We start from the raw sequence: 14332 nt of genomic DNA, 5'->3' as shown, positions 1-14332 counted from the left end.
TAATAATTTGACAAAGATATGCAAAATCCCCTTAGAAACAGAAGGTATCTTATTATTTTTATTACATTTGCCATATCATTAAAAAAGGTTTCAACACATGAGAATAGGTTTTGACGGTAAACGAGCAGTACAAAATAAAACTGGGCTAGGAAACTACAGTCGTTTCATCATAGATATATTAAGCCGGTTTCACAAAGAAAATCAATACATCATCTACGCCCCAAAACCAAAAGAGAACAAAGTCCTAGACTGTATTCTTTCAAGAAAAAACATACAAATAACATATCCAACATCCTATTTTTGGAAAAGATTCCGTTCATTATGGAGAATTTGGGGAATAAACAAACAGATAAAGGAAGAACAACTGTCACTCTTTCATGGACTCAGCAATGAACTGCCATTATCTATAAAAAAAAGTAAAACCAAAAGCATAGTAACCATACATGACTTAATTTTCATACGCTACCCACAATTCTACAAATGGATTGACAGACATATATATACTTACAAATTCAAAAAAGCATGTCAAAACAGTAACCGCATCATTGCTATCAGTGAAATGACTAAACACGATATCATTGCTTTTTTTGGAATAGACGCACATAAAATCGATGTTGTCTACCAAAGTTGCCATCCTATTTTTGAACAACCGGCAAGCAGCACACAGAAAAAAGAAATCCGGCAAAAATATCAGCTTCCAGACAAGTATATTTTAAACGTAGGAAGTATAGAAAGTCGCAAAAATCTACTTTTAGTTGTGAAAGCACTACATTATATCCCTGAGGACATATCGTTAGTCGCTATTGGGAAAAGAACAACATACACTAATGAGGTTGAAGAGTATATTAACAAACACCAGCTTAACCACAGAGTGCATATATTACACAATATTCCTTTTCAGGAACTCCCCGTTTTTTATCAATTGGCAAAGCTATTTGTATATCCTTCCTTTTTTGAAGGTTTTGGCATTCCAATCATAGAAGCTATACACTCCAACATCCCTGTTATTGCCGCTACTGGCTCGTGCCTGGAAGAAGCTGGCGGTCCGGACTCTATTTACATCAATCCGAATAACGAAAAAGAGCTTGCTATAAATATCAACAAAATACTCACCTCACCCGACCTGGTCAACAAGATGACGACAAAAGGGAAAGAATATATCAAACGCTTTTCCGATGAAACAATAGCCCAAGATATTATGCAAGTATACCAGAAAACATTATCTGCCACTAAGGCTTAAGGGCTAGCTTCACTTTAAAATCCGGCAAATCAAAACGCGCAGCACAACGAGGCAAAAGGAAAGGGTCACTATTTCTTTGCAAACGCTCGTTCATTGTAGTAAAAGCAAGTTTATACCCGGCTTCCTTTACTGCCACACGGGCAGATTCACTAATATCACCTTGCTTCAGATTTCCATTTGGAAAAGCCAGATAAGCACATTCACTCCCTATTCTTTGTTGGAGAATATGCCTGCTCTCAAAAATTTGCCTACGCGTTTCCCTTTCCTGCTGAAACGAATTACATATAAAATGGTCCAAGCAATGAGAACCTATGATACAGTCATAATCCCGCTTAAGTTTCACAAGTTCATCCCAATTCATTGGAGCATCAGAAGAATATTTCTCATAAAGTTCATCCAAAACATTGCTTGAAAGATTAGCTTCCAACTGCGAGCAAATCAAATCAACTTTTGCCATATCTGAATGTTTTAAAGCTTTATTTATCCTGTTCATAACTGTAAACCGTTCAATATCGGTTGACAAATCACAGTCAATATCAAGACAATCAACCTGAATGTGAGTTAATTGAGCACCTAATAATACAGCCCTGTTTATGAAAGTAGGAAAACGTCTCCCCTTTTCCAGATGATTCACCGACACAAATACAGTAAAAGGCAAAGACAAAGAAGAAAGAATCGGAGCAGCAACAGTCAGGTTATTTCGATACCCATCATCAAAAGTAATAACTACTTCTTGACCGTTAAATCCCGCAGAGACAAACCTTTCATAATACTCATCCATCGAAATTACATCATAATGCTTTCGCAAATATTGCATTTCCGCCTCAAAAACATCCGGCTGCAGATGTAATGTTTGAACTGATGAATCTATAATTGTGTCAACTCCATGGTAAAACAAGACCCTTGGAGTCTTGTTAAATGCCCGCCATAACCCAAGCACTCCGGAGCCAATCATTAAGTTTTTTAAAAAGGCATGCCGCATAAATACATTTTTTAGAAGAGACAAAGCTATATAAAGTTTTCAAAAGAAGCAATTAATAGTCAAGAAAAGTATTATCTTTGCCCGGACTTACAATATTCAAAAGTAATGGAAAAAGATTCAACCATTTTAGTAACAGGAGGAGCAGGATTCATTGGTTCCAATCTGTGTGACCATCTCCTGAGCCAAGGGCATCGTGTTGTATGTTTAGATAACTTCATAACAGGAAAACCAGAGAATATACAACACCAGTTCAATAATCCCAATTTTAAATTGATAGTAGGCGATATACGTAATCTTGAAGATTGCAGAAAGGCAACAGAAGGAGTAGATTATGTATTGCATGAGGCTGCATTAGGCTCTGTTCCCCGTTCTATAAAAGATCCGATTACCACAAACGAAGTCAATATAGGTGGATTTCTAAATATGCTGGTTGCCGCTAGAGATGCAAAAGTCAAGCGCTTTGTTTACGCTGCCAGTTCTTCTACTTATGGAGACTCACAGTCATTGCCTAAAGTAGAAGAAGTAATAGGCAAGCCTTTATCTCCTTATGCCATAACTAAATATGTCAATGAACTATATGCTGATGTTTTCTCCAAAACTTATGGTATAGAATGCATCGGGCTTCGCTACTTCAATGTATTCGGACGACGCCAAGACCCCAATGGAGCATACGCTGCCGTTATCCCCCTTTTCGTAAGGAAGCTTATACAACATGAATCTCCCATCATCAATGGTGACGGAGAATACTCCAGAGACTTTACCTATATCGATAATGTCATCCAAATGAATGTATTAGCATTATCAACCAAAAACGCCAATGCTCTTAACACTGTATATAATACAGCATTTGGAGAGCGTACGACCCTTAACCAACTGACTGGTTACCTAAAAGATTTTCTAAGTGCTTATGATCCGGAAATTGCTTCTGTTGAGATAAAACATGGACCGAACAGATTGGGAGACATTCCACATTCCCTTGCCTGCATTGATAAAGCCAAAATGTTATTGAATTATTCACCCAAATTCAGCATGAAAGAGGGATTAAAAGAAGCAATCGACTGGTATTGGACAAACCTAAAGTAAAAGCAGTATGGGAAATATTAAAATAGGTATTATCGGATTAGGATATGTAGGTTTACCATTAGCACGCCTGTTCGCTACGAAATATCCAGTAATAGGCTTTGATGCTAAAAAGGCCAGAGTAGAAGAATTGATGACCGGACATGACTCCACTCAGGAAGTGGATGATGAGACATTACGTTCTGTTTTAAGAAAAAACACACTCGACAAAGAAGAAACCGGTTTATATTGTTCTTACAGCTTGGAAGACCTGAGAAGTTGTAATTACTACATAATATGCGTACCAACCCCGGTCGACAAACATCACAATCCGGATTTAGCCCCGCTATACAAGGCGAGTGAAACTGTAGCCAAAGTTATCAACAAAGGAGACACTGTCATTTATGAATCAACAGTATATCCAGGAGTTACCGAAGAAGAATGTATTCCTGTTATCGAAAGAATATCCGGCCTGAAATTCAATATCGATTTCTTTGCCGGTTATTCCCCTGAGCGCATTAACCCAGGAGACAAGCAACACACTGTTGAGAAAATCAAAAAAGTGACTTCCGGTTCAACACCTGAAATCGGAGAAAAAATAGACCATCTCTATAGCTCTGTAATTACGGCAGGTACACATCTAGCTTCCTGTATAAAGGTTGCAGAAGCCGCCAAAGTCATTGAGAATTCTCAAAGAGACATCAATATAGCATTCGTCAACGAACTATCCAAGATCTTTAACCTGATGGGAATAGACACACAAGAGGTACTGGATGCCGCTGCCACAAAATGGAACTTTCTACCCTTCAAACCCGGGTTAGTTGGTGGACATTGCATTGGAGTAGACCCTTATTATTTGGCCCAAAAGGCCCAAGACTACGGCTATCACCCCGAGGTCATACTCGCCGGAAGAAGAATAAATGACAGTATGGGTGAATATATTGCCAGCCAGGTCGTAAAATGCTTAATCAAGAAAGGAAATTATGTGAAAGGCTCGCACATACTAGTTTTGGGATTTACATTTAAGGAGAACTGTCCAGATGTACGCAATACAAAAGTCTTTGATATTATAAAAGCATTAAAAGACTATAATACCAATATCACAATCTACGACTATTGGGCTAAACCTGAAGAAGTAAAAAGAGAATATAATTTAGAAATAGCCAATGAGCTTCCCAAAGATAAGTTTGATGCAATAGTCCTTGCGGTAGCTCACAATGAATTTCTGAAACTTGACATCAAAAATATGATAAAGCAGGATGGAATTATTTATGATGTAAAAGGCCTACTTAAGAGCAATATGGTTGACGGACGTTTATAATCGTTTTTTATGATTGACTATCAGATTAATCCCCAATATGCACATTTAAAAGAATGTATTCTATCTCTGCCCGAACGCTTCGAGAAGGAAGGAGAAGTTATATATTCAGGAAGAAATACACTAAAAGTAATTAAATGCGGAGAAGTACCCATGTGCGTCAAAGCATTTAAACTACCACACTTCATCAATAAAATAGTTTATGCTTATTTCCGGAAATCAAAAGCCGAACGTTCTTTCATTTACGCAACCCGCTTCAACAATTTAGGTATTAATACTCCTGAACCAATAGCTTTTATATTATATAAAGACAAACTTGGACTAACAAGAAGTTACTATGTTTGCCGCCAGCTGGATTACGACTTTACTTTTAGAGGAATAAGTAATTTACCTCGGCAGGAACAAGAAACCGCTCTTCAAGAGTTCGTCAGATTTACCTATGCTTTTCACCAGAAAGGGGTTTATTTCATTGATCATTCGGCAGGAAACACTTTGATAAAAAAGAATACGAATGGAACCTTTAGCTTTTATTTGGTAGATTTAAACCGTACCAAATTTACTAATGTAACCATAAAGGAAGGATTGAGAAATCTTTCTAAGTTAGAGGCTTCCCACAATATGCTCACCATAATGGGAAGAGAATATGCTCTTTTAACTCACTGCAATACAGAAGCAACAACAAAGAAACTAATTCAGTTAACAGACAGGCACAATAAAATAACCGAAAGAAAAAGTTTCATCCGGAACACCCGAAAAAAAATCAAGCGCCTCTTTACTTCATAAGGTACTTTTCTATACTTCGGGCCAATACATGCCAATCAAAGTTCTCTACATTTTTACGTGCGGCTTTTCCCAATTGTTCTCTCAGGCTTTTATTCTCTATTAAAGTTTTTAGCCGACGACGTATCATAAAAGCATATCTCCATGTATGAAGACCGGTAACACCGTCTATCAACAAGTCACGTGTGCCTGCCGTTGTCGCAATAACAGGAAGAGCACATGCCATTGCCTCTGCCACTGTATTGGACCATCCGGCATGCCCCTCCGCAGCCACAAAAACGTCCGCCCGATTGAACAGTTCCGAGTTTTTATCAAAAGGATGATTCTGAACAAAATCAAAAGGAACAGAAGTAGAAAAATTATCTATCAACTTCTGAGCTTTCTCACTTATAGCCGTATCAAACAAAAGCAACTTTATATTATATCCTTTTTTATATAACTTCTCGCATGCTTTGACAACATACTTTGTACCTTTAACCCTCTCCGCCAAGCGCCCATAAGCCATGACACAAAAAGGGCGCTCCTCAACAGAATAGTCTGTTTTTTCTTGATAATTTGAAACATTTACCCCACCCAACGCTTTGAAGGCTTCAATACCATATTTCTTCTTATCGTATAAATAGATATTAGTAGAACATGCAAAAATTTCAATATCTGAATATTTTAAAGCTTTCCGGATCTTTTCCGTCATTCTGACGTGATAAAATATCTTCCTTTTGGTATTGGCTGTAGTCAACTGTTCCAGAAATTTCACTTCTGTTGTGAACAATGCATCAATGTCATCTTTCTTCAGAGCTGCAAAATTTTTTGTTTCTCCTTTAAAATCATACCAAGACGGAGATTTACCCTCTACTGTATAAACTGTAAAGGTATGACCCAATTCTATAAAAATATTCCCTAATTCCAAAAAACGCTTCACTCCACCATAAAGTTTCGTATGAGGTAATATTACTCCTAAATGCATAATTACTATAATTTATTTTTCCCATATATTTTTTGAATGCGGACTTTTCTTAAATAAGCATAAGGCTCTTTTTAACCGGCTACGAACTATATCTTTATTTAAAGTCAGACTATCTATCTTTCCTATGGCATCCTCATCAAAACGTTCACCTCGCTTAAGAATATCCCGCATAAAAGAAGCCGAAGTAATTCCCCATTTTAACAAAAACTGCATGCTGCCATCATTCTTTCTAACCCGCCCTGTTGAACGGGCCTCAAAATGATACACCCGACTTGCAGATATCCCCTTAAACAAGCGCACACCCGCCATCCAAAGTTTCGCAGAGAAATCCGGGTCACTATACATGCCTGGTGAAAACTCAACACTATACCCACCTACCAAATCCCAAATATCCCGATGCACAACATTAGGCGGCCAAGTAGCTCCAAACCAGTCTAAATGAGGCAACAGCTGATACTTGCTCAATAGCTCCTCTTCATTAAACGTCTCCACACTTTCTCCAAAATTAGCAGGCGCTATCACGCTTTTACAAAAAAAAGGACGAGGCTGAATTAAAGTAGATGAAAAGAAAAATTTATTATCCGGCAAGACCTGAATTTCGTTCCACAAAGCAGCATCCCAGCCCGGGCATACATACATATCATCATTCATATACAAAATATAATTGGTCTTCACCAAAGGACGTAGTCCATTTAATGCCCAACAAACCCCGATATTATTCTCACTATAAGTATGCTCATATTCATTCTGCTGTATCCACGCAAGCGTACCATCCCTACCTTCATTTACATGAATCAGAATCTGATGTTTATATACTGAATTTTTATTTATACTCTCAATACACAATTTGAGATAATCCAAATTATTCCATGTGGGAATGAGAATCGAAAATTTATATTCATCTTCTAACAAATCCTTCTGCATTTTAATTCTTTTTTATTATCAACCAATGATTCCTTCAATCTTCGCAATCACTTGTTCGGACGTTATCTCTCTCAAGCAGGCATAATCACCCCGCCAACAAGGTTTCTGCCCATATACCGAACAGGGACGACATGACAAATCAAGTTGTACGGTATTGACAGGCAATTGTTTCCACCCCATAAAGCCTGCATAAGGATGGGTCGCTCCCCATATGGAGACAACCGGGATATTCACCAAAGATGCCAGATGCATATTGGCGGAATCCATTGAAAGCATCACATCCAAATGACTCATCAGATTCAATTCCGTACGCATATTCAACTTACCAATCATGGAAACGACAGAAGGGTATTTCGCAATCCATGCATCAAAAATTTCCTGTTCACTTTTACCGCCTCCAAACAGAAAGACTTTCACCGCAGGGTTAGCCGCGAAATGGGCAACAACCTGTTCCTGTAATTCTAACGGATAAATTTTACCGGCATGTTTAGCAAAAGGAGCGATACCAATCCATTTCTGATTTTCTTTCGGACCGGTAACGGGTTCTATTTCCGCAAAATTTCCTTTCCCCTCTCCATAAATGGAAGAGAAGTTCAACAAAACTGGAAGACCGAGTTTTTCCAGCACATCAGCATAGCGGCGGAAAGAACTTTTTTGGCTTTCCATTACTTTATGACGCCGACGAACCAACTTCCTCTTACCCACACGTCCTTTACAAATGTAGGCAACCGGTATGTTGGCAAGCCAGAAGCGCAAGCACAAATATTTGGCACGAAGCACATGATGAAAATCCGCAACGTAGTCAAAGTTCATTGCTTTCAGTTCCGAATAAAGACTATTCAGTCCCCACAAGCCTTTATGTTTACCCGTTAAATCGGCTCCGATGAAATTTACATTGTCGGGCAGTTCCTGAAAAAGGGGCTGCCATACAGCACGACTTAACACAGTAATCTCGTGCTGAGGATATTGTACAGCAAGCGAATGTATGACCGGTATTGTCATTGCAACATCACCTAAAGCTGAAAAACGGATAATGAGAATACGCGCCATTCGTTATTTTTTTGCATAAAGCACCGGATTTAATGCCGGGTCGTTATACATCTTCATCTGTTTATACACTTTCATATACTTTCTACCAACTTCAATATCAGCCAATAACTGGTCGATAGCAGAAGAAAGGTCTTTCTGCTGCTCCAACAGAATATTCAGTTTAACTTGGCACTGCGCACGGTGTTCCTCGGTAGTATCCGTACGCTTTACTTCTTGTTGCATGTGATAAATTTTCAACGCAAGAATAGAAAGACGATCGATTGCCCAAGCAGGACTCTCCGTATTGATGGTTGCATCAGGAAGCGGTTTTACAGCTTTGTATTTGTCCAAAAAGTAACTATCTATCAGTTCAACCAAATCGGTACGGTCCTGATTGGATTTATCAATTCTTCTTTTTAAAGCCAATGCTTCTACAGGATCAATCTGGGGATCACGGATAATATCTTCAAAATGCCATTGAACGGCATCAATCCAATTCTTCAAGTACAAATAATACTCTATTGACTTCAACTCGTAAGGATTGTTCATCTGAGCATCCACACTATCCGTTATATGGTAATCATTGGTCGATTTCCAAAAAATCTCGTTGCAAAGGTTACTAAATGTCATAATCTTAACTAGCTTATAGGTATATAATAGGGCAAATCTATGTAATATTTTTCAGACAAGCAACCGTTTCTTACTTTTTTATTTGTTACCTTTGTGGGTACTAAAGATGAATTGTATATGAAAATTATTATAGATAACAAAATACCTTATATAAAAGAGGCGGTTCAAGAAATAGCCGATGAAGTAATCTATGCACCGGGAAAGGATTTCACGCCGGAACTGGTACGGGACGCAGATGCACTGATTGTCCGTACCCGCACACATTGCAACCGGGAATTATTAGAGGGTAGCCAGGTGAAGTTTATAGCCACAGCAACCATAGGTTTCGACCATATTGATACAGACTATTGCAAACAGGCAGGCATAAAATGGACAAATGCACCAGGATGTAATTCGGCTTCTGTTGCCCAATATTTACAATCATCGCTTCTTGTATGGAAGTCTATCAGAAATAAGAAGTTGGATGAATTGACCATAGGAATCATAGGGGTAGGCAATGTAGGAAGCAAGGTAGCCAAAATCGCACAGGACTTTGGCATGCGCATTTTGCTGAACGACTTACCACGAGAAGAGAAAGAAGGAAACGAATCTTTCACTTCTTTAAATAAGATAGCGGAAGAATGTGACATCATCACCTTTCACGTACCTTTATATAAGGAAGGGAAATATAAAACGTTTCATTTGGCAAACGAAACCTTCTTTCGTTCACTAAAACGGAAACCTCTCATCATAAATACATCCCGGGGAGAAGTTATCGAAACGGGTGCTCTGTTAAATGCTCTGAACAACCAGATTATTACGGACGCCATTATTGATGTATGGGAACACGAACCGGAAGTTAATCGCGAATTGCTAGAGAAAGTTATTATCGGCACTCCCCATATCGCTGGTTACTCTGCTGACGGAAAGGCTAATGCTACACGTATGTCGCTAGACGCTATTTGCAACTTCTTCCAAATAGATGGAGACTACGAAATCAAAGCGCCGGCACCCGCTTTTCCTGTTATCCATGCAAAAAATCATGAAGAGGCAATTCTCCAAATGTATAATCCTGCCGAAGACAGCAGCCGATTGAAAAGCCAACCGGAACTGTTTGAGACTTTACGCGGAGATTATCCGTTAAGAAGAGAGGAGAAAGCATATACTATTAAGTATAAGGAATAAGCAGATCCCTATTCTTTATTACCTCATTTTTATTTCCTGACCAACAGTTTCTCTATAACTAAAGGGAAGTGTTCATATTCCAATGAATGCACTTTCTTGGCAACATCATCAGGAGAATCTGTCGGAAGTACGGGACAAGTTACCTGAAATATTGTGTTCCCTTCATCATAATGCTCGTTAATATAATGTATAGTGATACCGCTCTCTTTTTCACCAGCGGCTACCACTGCCTGATGAACACGGTCGCCATACATTCCCTTTCCACCATACTTAGGCAGAAGAGCCGGATGTATATTTATAATTTTATGAGGATAAGCATGCAAAAGCAGATCCGGGACACGAACCAAGAAGCCTGCCAGCACGATAAAATCAATGCGGGACTCCTGCAAAACAGCCAGAATTTCATCTCCGGCTATCCAATCTTCCTTTGAAAACACGTTACAGGGCACTCCCAGGCGATGCGCACGTTCTAAAACAAAGGCATCACTTTTATTAGAAAGTACCAACGAAACCTGAGCGGAATCGTTCTTTTGGAAATACCGGATAATATTCTCGGCATTAGAGCCGGAACCGGAAGCGAAAATTGCGATGTTTTTCTTCATAACTCTCGATTTCAATGCACAAAACAGTGAAAAATGTGCAAAACATTGCATTTATTTAGTCAAATATTTGCGCAAAACGATAAATATTCATTCCTTTGCACCGCAAATTTAAAGAAATAAAACTAATTATTAATTAAAAACTTAAAGTTATGTCTGAAATTGCATCAAGAGTAAAAGCTATTATCGTTGATAAATTAGGCGTTGAAGAATCAGAAGTTACAACCGAAGCAAGCTTCACTAACGACCTGGGAGCAGATTCTCTTGACACTGTAGAACTTATCATGGAATTCGAAAAAGAATTTGGTATCTCTATTCCTGATGACCAAGCAGAAAAGATTGGTACTGTAGGTGATGCTGTATCTTATATCGAAGAACACGCTAAGTAATTCGATTTCATCAATATGGAATTAAAAAGAGTGGTAGTAACAGGTCTTGGCGCCATTACTCCCGTTGGCAACAGCGTTCCCGAATTTTGGGAAAACCTTGTGAACGGGGTTAGTGGAGCAGGGCCTATTACTCATTTTGATGCGTCGCAATTCAAGACCCAATTCGCATGCGAAGTGAAAAACTTCGAGGCAACAAAATACATCGACCGCAAGGAAGCAAGAAAGATGGACCTGTACACTCAGTATGCCATCGCCGTTGCCAAAGAAGCGGTAGAAGACTCCGGTCTTGACACAGAAAAAGAAGACTTGAACAAAATCGGTGTTATTTTTGGCGCCGGTATTGGTGGTATCCATACATTTGAAGAGGAAGTGGGCAACTACTACACTCGTATGGAAATGGGACCGAAGTTTAATCCGTTCTTCATTCCAAAGATGATCTCGGATATTGCTGCCGGACAGATTTCTATTATGTATGGTTTCCATGGTCCTAATTATGCGACTTGTTCAGCATGTGCTACTTCTACCAATGCTATCGCAGACGCTTTCAACCTGATTCGTTTAGGAAAAGCAAATGTAATCGTATCCGGTGGTTCGGAAGCAGCCATCTTCCCTGCTGGTGTAGGTGGTTTCAACGCTATGCACGCTCTGTCAACCCGCAACGACGAAGCTACCAAAGCTTCACGTCCGTTCAGCGCAAGCCGTGACGGTTTCATAATGGGTGAAGGCGGCGGTTGCTTGATTTTGGAAGAACTGGAACATGCTAAAGCACGTGGTGCAAAAATCTATGCAGAAGTTGCCGGTGTAGGTATGTCTGCGGATGCACATCACTTGACGGCTTCTCATCCGGAAGGTCTTGGAGCTAAATTGGTGATGAAAAATGCACTGGAAGATGCGGAAATGGATCCGAAAGAAGTAGATTATATCAATGTACACGGTACATCTACTCCGGTAGGTGATATTTCAGAAGCAAAAGCGATCAAGGAAGTATTCGGTGATCATGCGTTCGAGTTGAACATCAGTTCAACAAAATCAATGACAGGTCATTTGCTGGGTGCTGCCGGTGCGGTAGAATCCATTGCAAGTATCCTTGCCATCAAGAACGGTATTGTTCCTCCGACTATCAACCATGAAGAAGGTGACAACGACGAGAACATCGACTATAACCTTAACTTCACGTTCAACAAAGCACAGAAACGCGAAGTTAATGTTGCCCTGTCCAATACATTTGGATTCGGCGGTCACAATGCCTGCGTTATCTTCAAGAAATACGCTGAGTAATATCGTGTTACGTAACCAAATAGATAAGATAAGGCTCTTGTTCCACAAGGACAGAGAGTCTTATCTTTGTTTTTATCAGATACTCGGATTCTATCCGCGTAATATCCGGCTTTATGAGCAGGCCCTTCTGCACAAGTCAACTTCTATCCGCTCGGATAAGGGACGTCCTTTGAACAACGAACGACTGGAATTTCTCGGTGATGCCATCCTTGACGCCATCGTGGGGGATATTGTCTACAAACGTTTTGAAGGGAAACGGGAAGGTTTCTTGACAAATACGCGTTCCAAGATTGTTCAGCGGGAAACTTTGAATAAGTTGGCAGTCGAGATTGGTTTGGATAAACTCATAAAGTATTCTACCCGCTCCTCTTCTCATAACAGTTATATGTACGGGAATGCTTTTGAAGCATTCATCGGAGCCATTTACCTGGACCAGGGATACGAACGTTGCAAACAGTTTATGGAGCAACGAATCATCAACCACTATATCGACTTGGATAAAATATCCCGCAAAGAGGTTAACTTCAAATCCAAGTTAATCGAATGGAGCCAAAAAAGCAAAATGGAAGTTTCTTTTGAGTTAATAGAACAGTTCCTCGACCAGGACAGCAACCCTGTATTCCAGACAGAAGTACGAATCGAAGGACTTCCGGCCGGAACCGGTACAGGATATTCTAAAAAAGAATCTCAACAGAATGCCGCTCAGATGGCTATCAAAAAAGTTAAAGACCCGGTATTCATCACAACCATCAATGAGTCCAAGGCAGCACAATCAGCAACAGCAGATGAGCCTGAAACCGGAATGATGGATACAGACCCAGAAATGGAACTATCCTCTGCCACTGAGTTTATCCAAAGCAAATCCCCATGCGACGCCCCTGAATCACAAGATCGTGATCTTCAGTAACCAGTTTCAGTTTTCCTGCGACTTCTTCGAGAGAGACAGATGAAATATTATCTCCCCTCAAGGCTACCATGCGTCCAAACTCTCCGTTAGCAATCAGTTCCGTCGCATGACCACCCATACGGGTAGAAAGATTACGGTCGAAAGGAGTAGGCGAACCGCCACGCTGAATATATCCCAATACCGTCTCACGAGTCTCAATTCCGGTTTCATATTCAATCTCCTGAGCGATATATTCTGCAGCACGCTTGCGCCCGTCTGTCTGGATTCCTTCGGCTACCACCACTATGGAGTAAGGTTTACCTTTTTTCAATCTTTCCAGGATTGTGTTGCCGATATTCTTTATATTATAAGGGATTTCAGGAACAAGGATGACATCTCCCCCACCTGCCATACCGGAATACAGAGCAATCCAACCAGCTTTATGCCCCATCACTTCAATCACCATCACTCTTTTGTGGGAACTGGCGGTGGAATGCAAGCGGTCGATAGCATCTGTGGCGATGCTTACAGCCGAATCGAATCCGAAAGAGATATCTGTCCCCCAGATGTCATTGTCAATAGTTTTCGGGACTGATACTATATTCACTCCCATTGCAGCAAACTTGGCAGCGGTCTTCTGTGTACCGTTTCCCCCGATGCAGACTACACAATCCAGCCCCATTTCCTGAATATTCTGAAGAATCAGTGCCGGTTTGTCAACATCCGAGATAACACCACCTTTTTTAAAAGGCTTCTCACGGGAGGTTCCCAACATCGTTCCGCCAAGATTCAGCAGACCGGACAGCGATTTATCCGTAAAAGCCTCAACGTCTTTCGTCAGTAAACCCTGAAAGCCACTGTGAATTCCTATCACTTCCATCCCATAATAATTGATGGCTGTCTTACACACGCCACGAATGGTGGCATTAATACCGGGGCAGTCCCCGCCTGAGGTTAAGATTCCGATTCTCATTGTCGCATTTTTTAGTCTAAAACTCGGGGATTCTAGTAAACTCGTCAATTTTAACGATTATTTCCGTCGTAAAGATAGAAAAAAAAGATAAATAAGTTACTTTTGCACGACTAAACA

The 14332-nt window shown here is 40.0% G+C and carries 15 protein-coding genes; 8 read left to right on the top strand and 7 right to left on the bottom strand.

Annotated features, from left to right (window positions below; translation table 11 throughout):
* Positions 1 to 97: 97 nt before the first annotated feature.
* Positions 98 to 1240: a glycosyltransferase family 4 protein gene (locus tag CLIN57ABFB40_RS14165; protein WP_175630691.1), complete on the top strand. Its 1143-nt coding sequence runs from the start codon at positions 98 to 100 to the stop codon at positions 1238 to 1240.
* Here the strand turns inward: CLIN57ABFB40_RS14165 and CLIN57ABFB40_RS14160 are convergent.
* Positions 1230 to 2222 carry a polysaccharide deacetylase family protein gene (locus CLIN57ABFB40_RS14160; protein ID WP_175630690.1) on the bottom strand — a complete coding sequence of 331 codons (993 nt, stop codon included), beginning with the start codon at positions 2220 to 2222 and terminating at the stop codon, positions 1230 to 1232. The genes CLIN57ABFB40_RS14165 and CLIN57ABFB40_RS14160 overlap by 11 nt on opposite strands.
* A gap of 105 nt (positions 2223 to 2327) precedes the next feature.
* Here CLIN57ABFB40_RS14160 and CLIN57ABFB40_RS14155 point away from each other — a divergent pair, with 105 nt between their 5' ends.
* The 3 genes from CLIN57ABFB40_RS14155 to CLIN57ABFB40_RS14145 are packed head-to-tail and all read left to right on the top strand — an operon-like array spanning position 2328 to position 5382.
* A complete protein-coding gene (locus CLIN57ABFB40_RS14155) occupies positions 2328 to 3305 on the top strand; it encodes an SDR family oxidoreductase (RefSeq protein ID WP_175630689.1) in 978 nt (325 codons plus the stop codon).
* 7 nt (positions 3306 to 3312) lie between these two features.
* Complete coding sequence (locus CLIN57ABFB40_RS14150) at positions 3313 to 4602, top strand: nucleotide sugar dehydrogenase (RefSeq protein WP_175630688.1); 1290 nt, start codon at positions 3313 to 3315, stop codon at positions 4600 to 4602.
* A 9-nt stretch (positions 4603 to 4611) separates the two neighbouring features.
* The gene (locus tag CLIN57ABFB40_RS14145; RefSeq protein ID WP_175630687.1) at positions 4612 to 5382 is read left to right on the top strand and encodes a lipopolysaccharide kinase InaA family protein; all 771 of its coding nucleotides are present in this window, start codon (positions 4612 to 4614) and stop codon (positions 5380 to 5382) included.
* On the opposite strand, the gene CLIN57ABFB40_RS14140 is transcribed toward CLIN57ABFB40_RS14145, so the two are convergent.
* Genes CLIN57ABFB40_RS14140 through CLIN57ABFB40_RS14125 form a run of 4 tightly spaced genes read right to left on the bottom strand, consistent with a single transcriptional unit; the run spans position 5372 to position 8926 of the window.
* Positions 5372 to 6343 carry a glycosyltransferase family 4 protein gene (locus CLIN57ABFB40_RS14140; protein WP_175630686.1) on the bottom strand — a complete coding sequence of 324 codons (972 nt, stop codon included), beginning with the start codon at positions 6341 to 6343 and terminating at the stop codon, positions 5372 to 5374. The two genes, CLIN57ABFB40_RS14145 and CLIN57ABFB40_RS14140, sit on opposite strands and share 11 nt — an antisense overlap.
* Positions 6344 to 6355: 12 nt before the next feature.
* The gene (locus CLIN57ABFB40_RS14135) at positions 6356 to 7267 is read right to left on the bottom strand and encodes a glycosyltransferase family 2 protein (RefSeq protein ID WP_175630685.1); all 912 of its coding nucleotides are present in this window, start codon (positions 7265 to 7267) and stop codon (positions 6356 to 6358) included.
* An 18-nt stretch (positions 7268 to 7285) separates the two neighbouring features.
* Positions 7286 to 8317, bottom strand: a complete 1032-nt coding sequence (locus CLIN57ABFB40_RS14130; protein ID WP_175630684.1) for a glycosyltransferase family 9 protein — start codon at positions 8315 to 8317, stop codon at positions 7286 to 7288.
* A gap of 3 nt (positions 8318 to 8320) precedes the next feature.
* Positions 8321 to 8926 carry a DUF4254 domain-containing protein gene (locus CLIN57ABFB40_RS14125; RefSeq protein WP_175630683.1) on the bottom strand — a complete coding sequence of 202 codons (606 nt, stop codon included), beginning with the start codon at positions 8924 to 8926 and terminating at the stop codon, positions 8321 to 8323.
* A gap of 117 nt (positions 8927 to 9043) precedes the next feature.
* On the opposite strand from CLIN57ABFB40_RS14125, the gene pdxB reads away from it, so the two are divergent.
* A complete protein-coding gene (pdxB, locus tag CLIN57ABFB40_RS14120) occupies positions 9044 to 10090 on the top strand; it encodes a 4-phosphoerythronate dehydrogenase PdxB (RefSeq protein WP_175630682.1) in 1047 nt (348 codons plus the stop codon).
* Between the two features lie 29 nt (positions 10091 to 10119).
* On the opposite strand, the gene purN is transcribed toward pdxB, so the two are convergent.
* Positions 10120 to 10743, bottom strand: a complete 624-nt coding sequence (purN, locus tag CLIN57ABFB40_RS14115; RefSeq protein WP_175630681.1) for a phosphoribosylglycinamide formyltransferase — start codon at positions 10741 to 10743, stop codon at positions 10120 to 10122.
* Between the two features lie 98 nt (positions 10744 to 10841).
* Here purN and CLIN57ABFB40_RS14110 point away from each other — a divergent pair, with 98 nt between their 5' ends.
* Genes CLIN57ABFB40_RS14110 through rnc form a run of 3 tightly spaced genes read left to right on the top strand, consistent with a single transcriptional unit; the run spans position 10842 to position 13263 of the window.
* Entirely contained in the window at positions 10842 to 11078 is a 237-nt protein-coding gene (locus CLIN57ABFB40_RS14110) for an acyl carrier protein (protein WP_002558672.1), read from the top strand.
* A gap of 15 nt (positions 11079 to 11093) precedes the next feature.
* The gene (fabF, locus tag CLIN57ABFB40_RS14105; protein ID WP_175630680.1) at positions 11094 to 12356 is read left to right on the top strand and encodes a beta-ketoacyl-ACP synthase II; all 1263 of its coding nucleotides are present in this window, start codon (positions 11094 to 11096) and stop codon (positions 12354 to 12356) included.
* A complete protein-coding gene (gene rnc / locus CLIN57ABFB40_RS14100) occupies positions 12322 to 13263 on the top strand; it encodes a ribonuclease III (protein ID WP_175630679.1) in 942 nt (313 codons plus the stop codon). The genes fabF and rnc overlap by 35 nt, the downstream gene beginning before the upstream one ends.
* Here the strand turns inward: rnc and CLIN57ABFB40_RS14095 are convergent.
* Complete coding sequence (locus tag CLIN57ABFB40_RS14095; RefSeq protein ID WP_175630678.1) at positions 13205 to 14215, bottom strand: ATP-dependent 6-phosphofructokinase; 1011 nt, start codon at positions 14213 to 14215, stop codon at positions 13205 to 13207. The two genes, rnc and CLIN57ABFB40_RS14095, sit on opposite strands and share 59 nt — an antisense overlap.
* Between the last annotated feature and the right edge of the window lie 117 nt (positions 14216 to 14332).

This window comes from Bacteroides acidifaciens (assembly GCF_903181435.1).
In the GTDB taxonomy this organism is placed as follows: Bacteria; Bacteroidota; Bacteroidia; order Bacteroidales; family Bacteroidaceae; genus Bacteroides.
Note: the sequence above shows the minus strand (reverse complement) of the source record. Positions and strands in the feature narration are given on the sequence as shown.

Excerpts from the sequence above, each read along its gene's own strand:
- CLIN57ABFB40_RS14165 (WP_175630691.1), top strand. The coding sequence starts at position 98 with ATGAGAATAGGTTTTGACGGTAAACGAGCAGTACAAAATAAAACTGGG.
- CLIN57ABFB40_RS14160 (WP_175630690.1), bottom strand. The coding sequence starts at position 2,222 with ATGCGGCATGCCTTTTTAAAAAACTTAATGATTGGCTCCGGAGTGCTT.
- CLIN57ABFB40_RS14155 (WP_175630689.1), top strand. The coding sequence starts at position 2,328 with ATGGAAAAAGATTCAACCATTTTAGTAACAGGAGGAGCAGGATTCATT.
- CLIN57ABFB40_RS14150 (WP_175630688.1), top strand. The coding sequence starts at position 3,313 with ATGGGAAATATTAAAATAGGTATTATCGGATTAGGATATGTAGGTTTA.
- CLIN57ABFB40_RS14145 (WP_175630687.1), top strand. The coding sequence starts at position 4,612 with ATGATTGACTATCAGATTAATCCCCAATATGCACATTTAAAAGAATGT.
- CLIN57ABFB40_RS14140 (WP_175630686.1), bottom strand. The coding sequence starts at position 6,343 with ATGCATTTAGGAGTAATATTACCTCATACGAAACTTTATGGTGGAGTG.
- CLIN57ABFB40_RS14135 (WP_175630685.1), bottom strand. The coding sequence starts at position 7,267 with ATGCAGAAGGATTTGTTAGAAGATGAATATAAATTTTCGATTCTCATT.
- CLIN57ABFB40_RS14130 (WP_175630684.1), bottom strand. The coding sequence starts at position 8,317 with ATGGCGCGTATTCTCATTATCCGTTTTTCAGCTTTAGGTGATGTTGCA.
- CLIN57ABFB40_RS14125 (WP_175630683.1), bottom strand. The coding sequence starts at position 8,926 with ATGACATTTAGTAACCTTTGCAACGAGATTTTTTGGAAATCGACCAAT.
- pdxB (WP_175630682.1), top strand. The coding sequence starts at position 9,044 with ATGAAAATTATTATAGATAACAAAATACCTTATATAAAAGAGGCGGTT.
- purN (WP_175630681.1), bottom strand. The coding sequence starts at position 10,743 with ATGCAATGTTTTGCACATTTTTCACTGTTTTGTGCATTGAAATCGAGA.
- CLIN57ABFB40_RS14110 (WP_002558672.1), top strand. The coding sequence starts at position 10,842 with ATGTCTGAAATTGCATCAAGAGTAAAAGCTATTATCGTTGATAAATTA.
- fabF (WP_175630680.1), top strand. The coding sequence starts at position 11,094 with ATGGAATTAAAAAGAGTGGTAGTAACAGGTCTTGGCGCCATTACTCCC.
- rnc (WP_175630679.1), top strand. The coding sequence starts at position 12,322 with ATGCCTGCGTTATCTTCAAGAAATACGCTGAGTAATATCGTGTTACGT.
- CLIN57ABFB40_RS14095 (WP_175630678.1), bottom strand. The coding sequence starts at position 14,215 with ATGAGAATCGGAATCTTAACCTCAGGCGGGGACTGCCCCGGTATTAAT.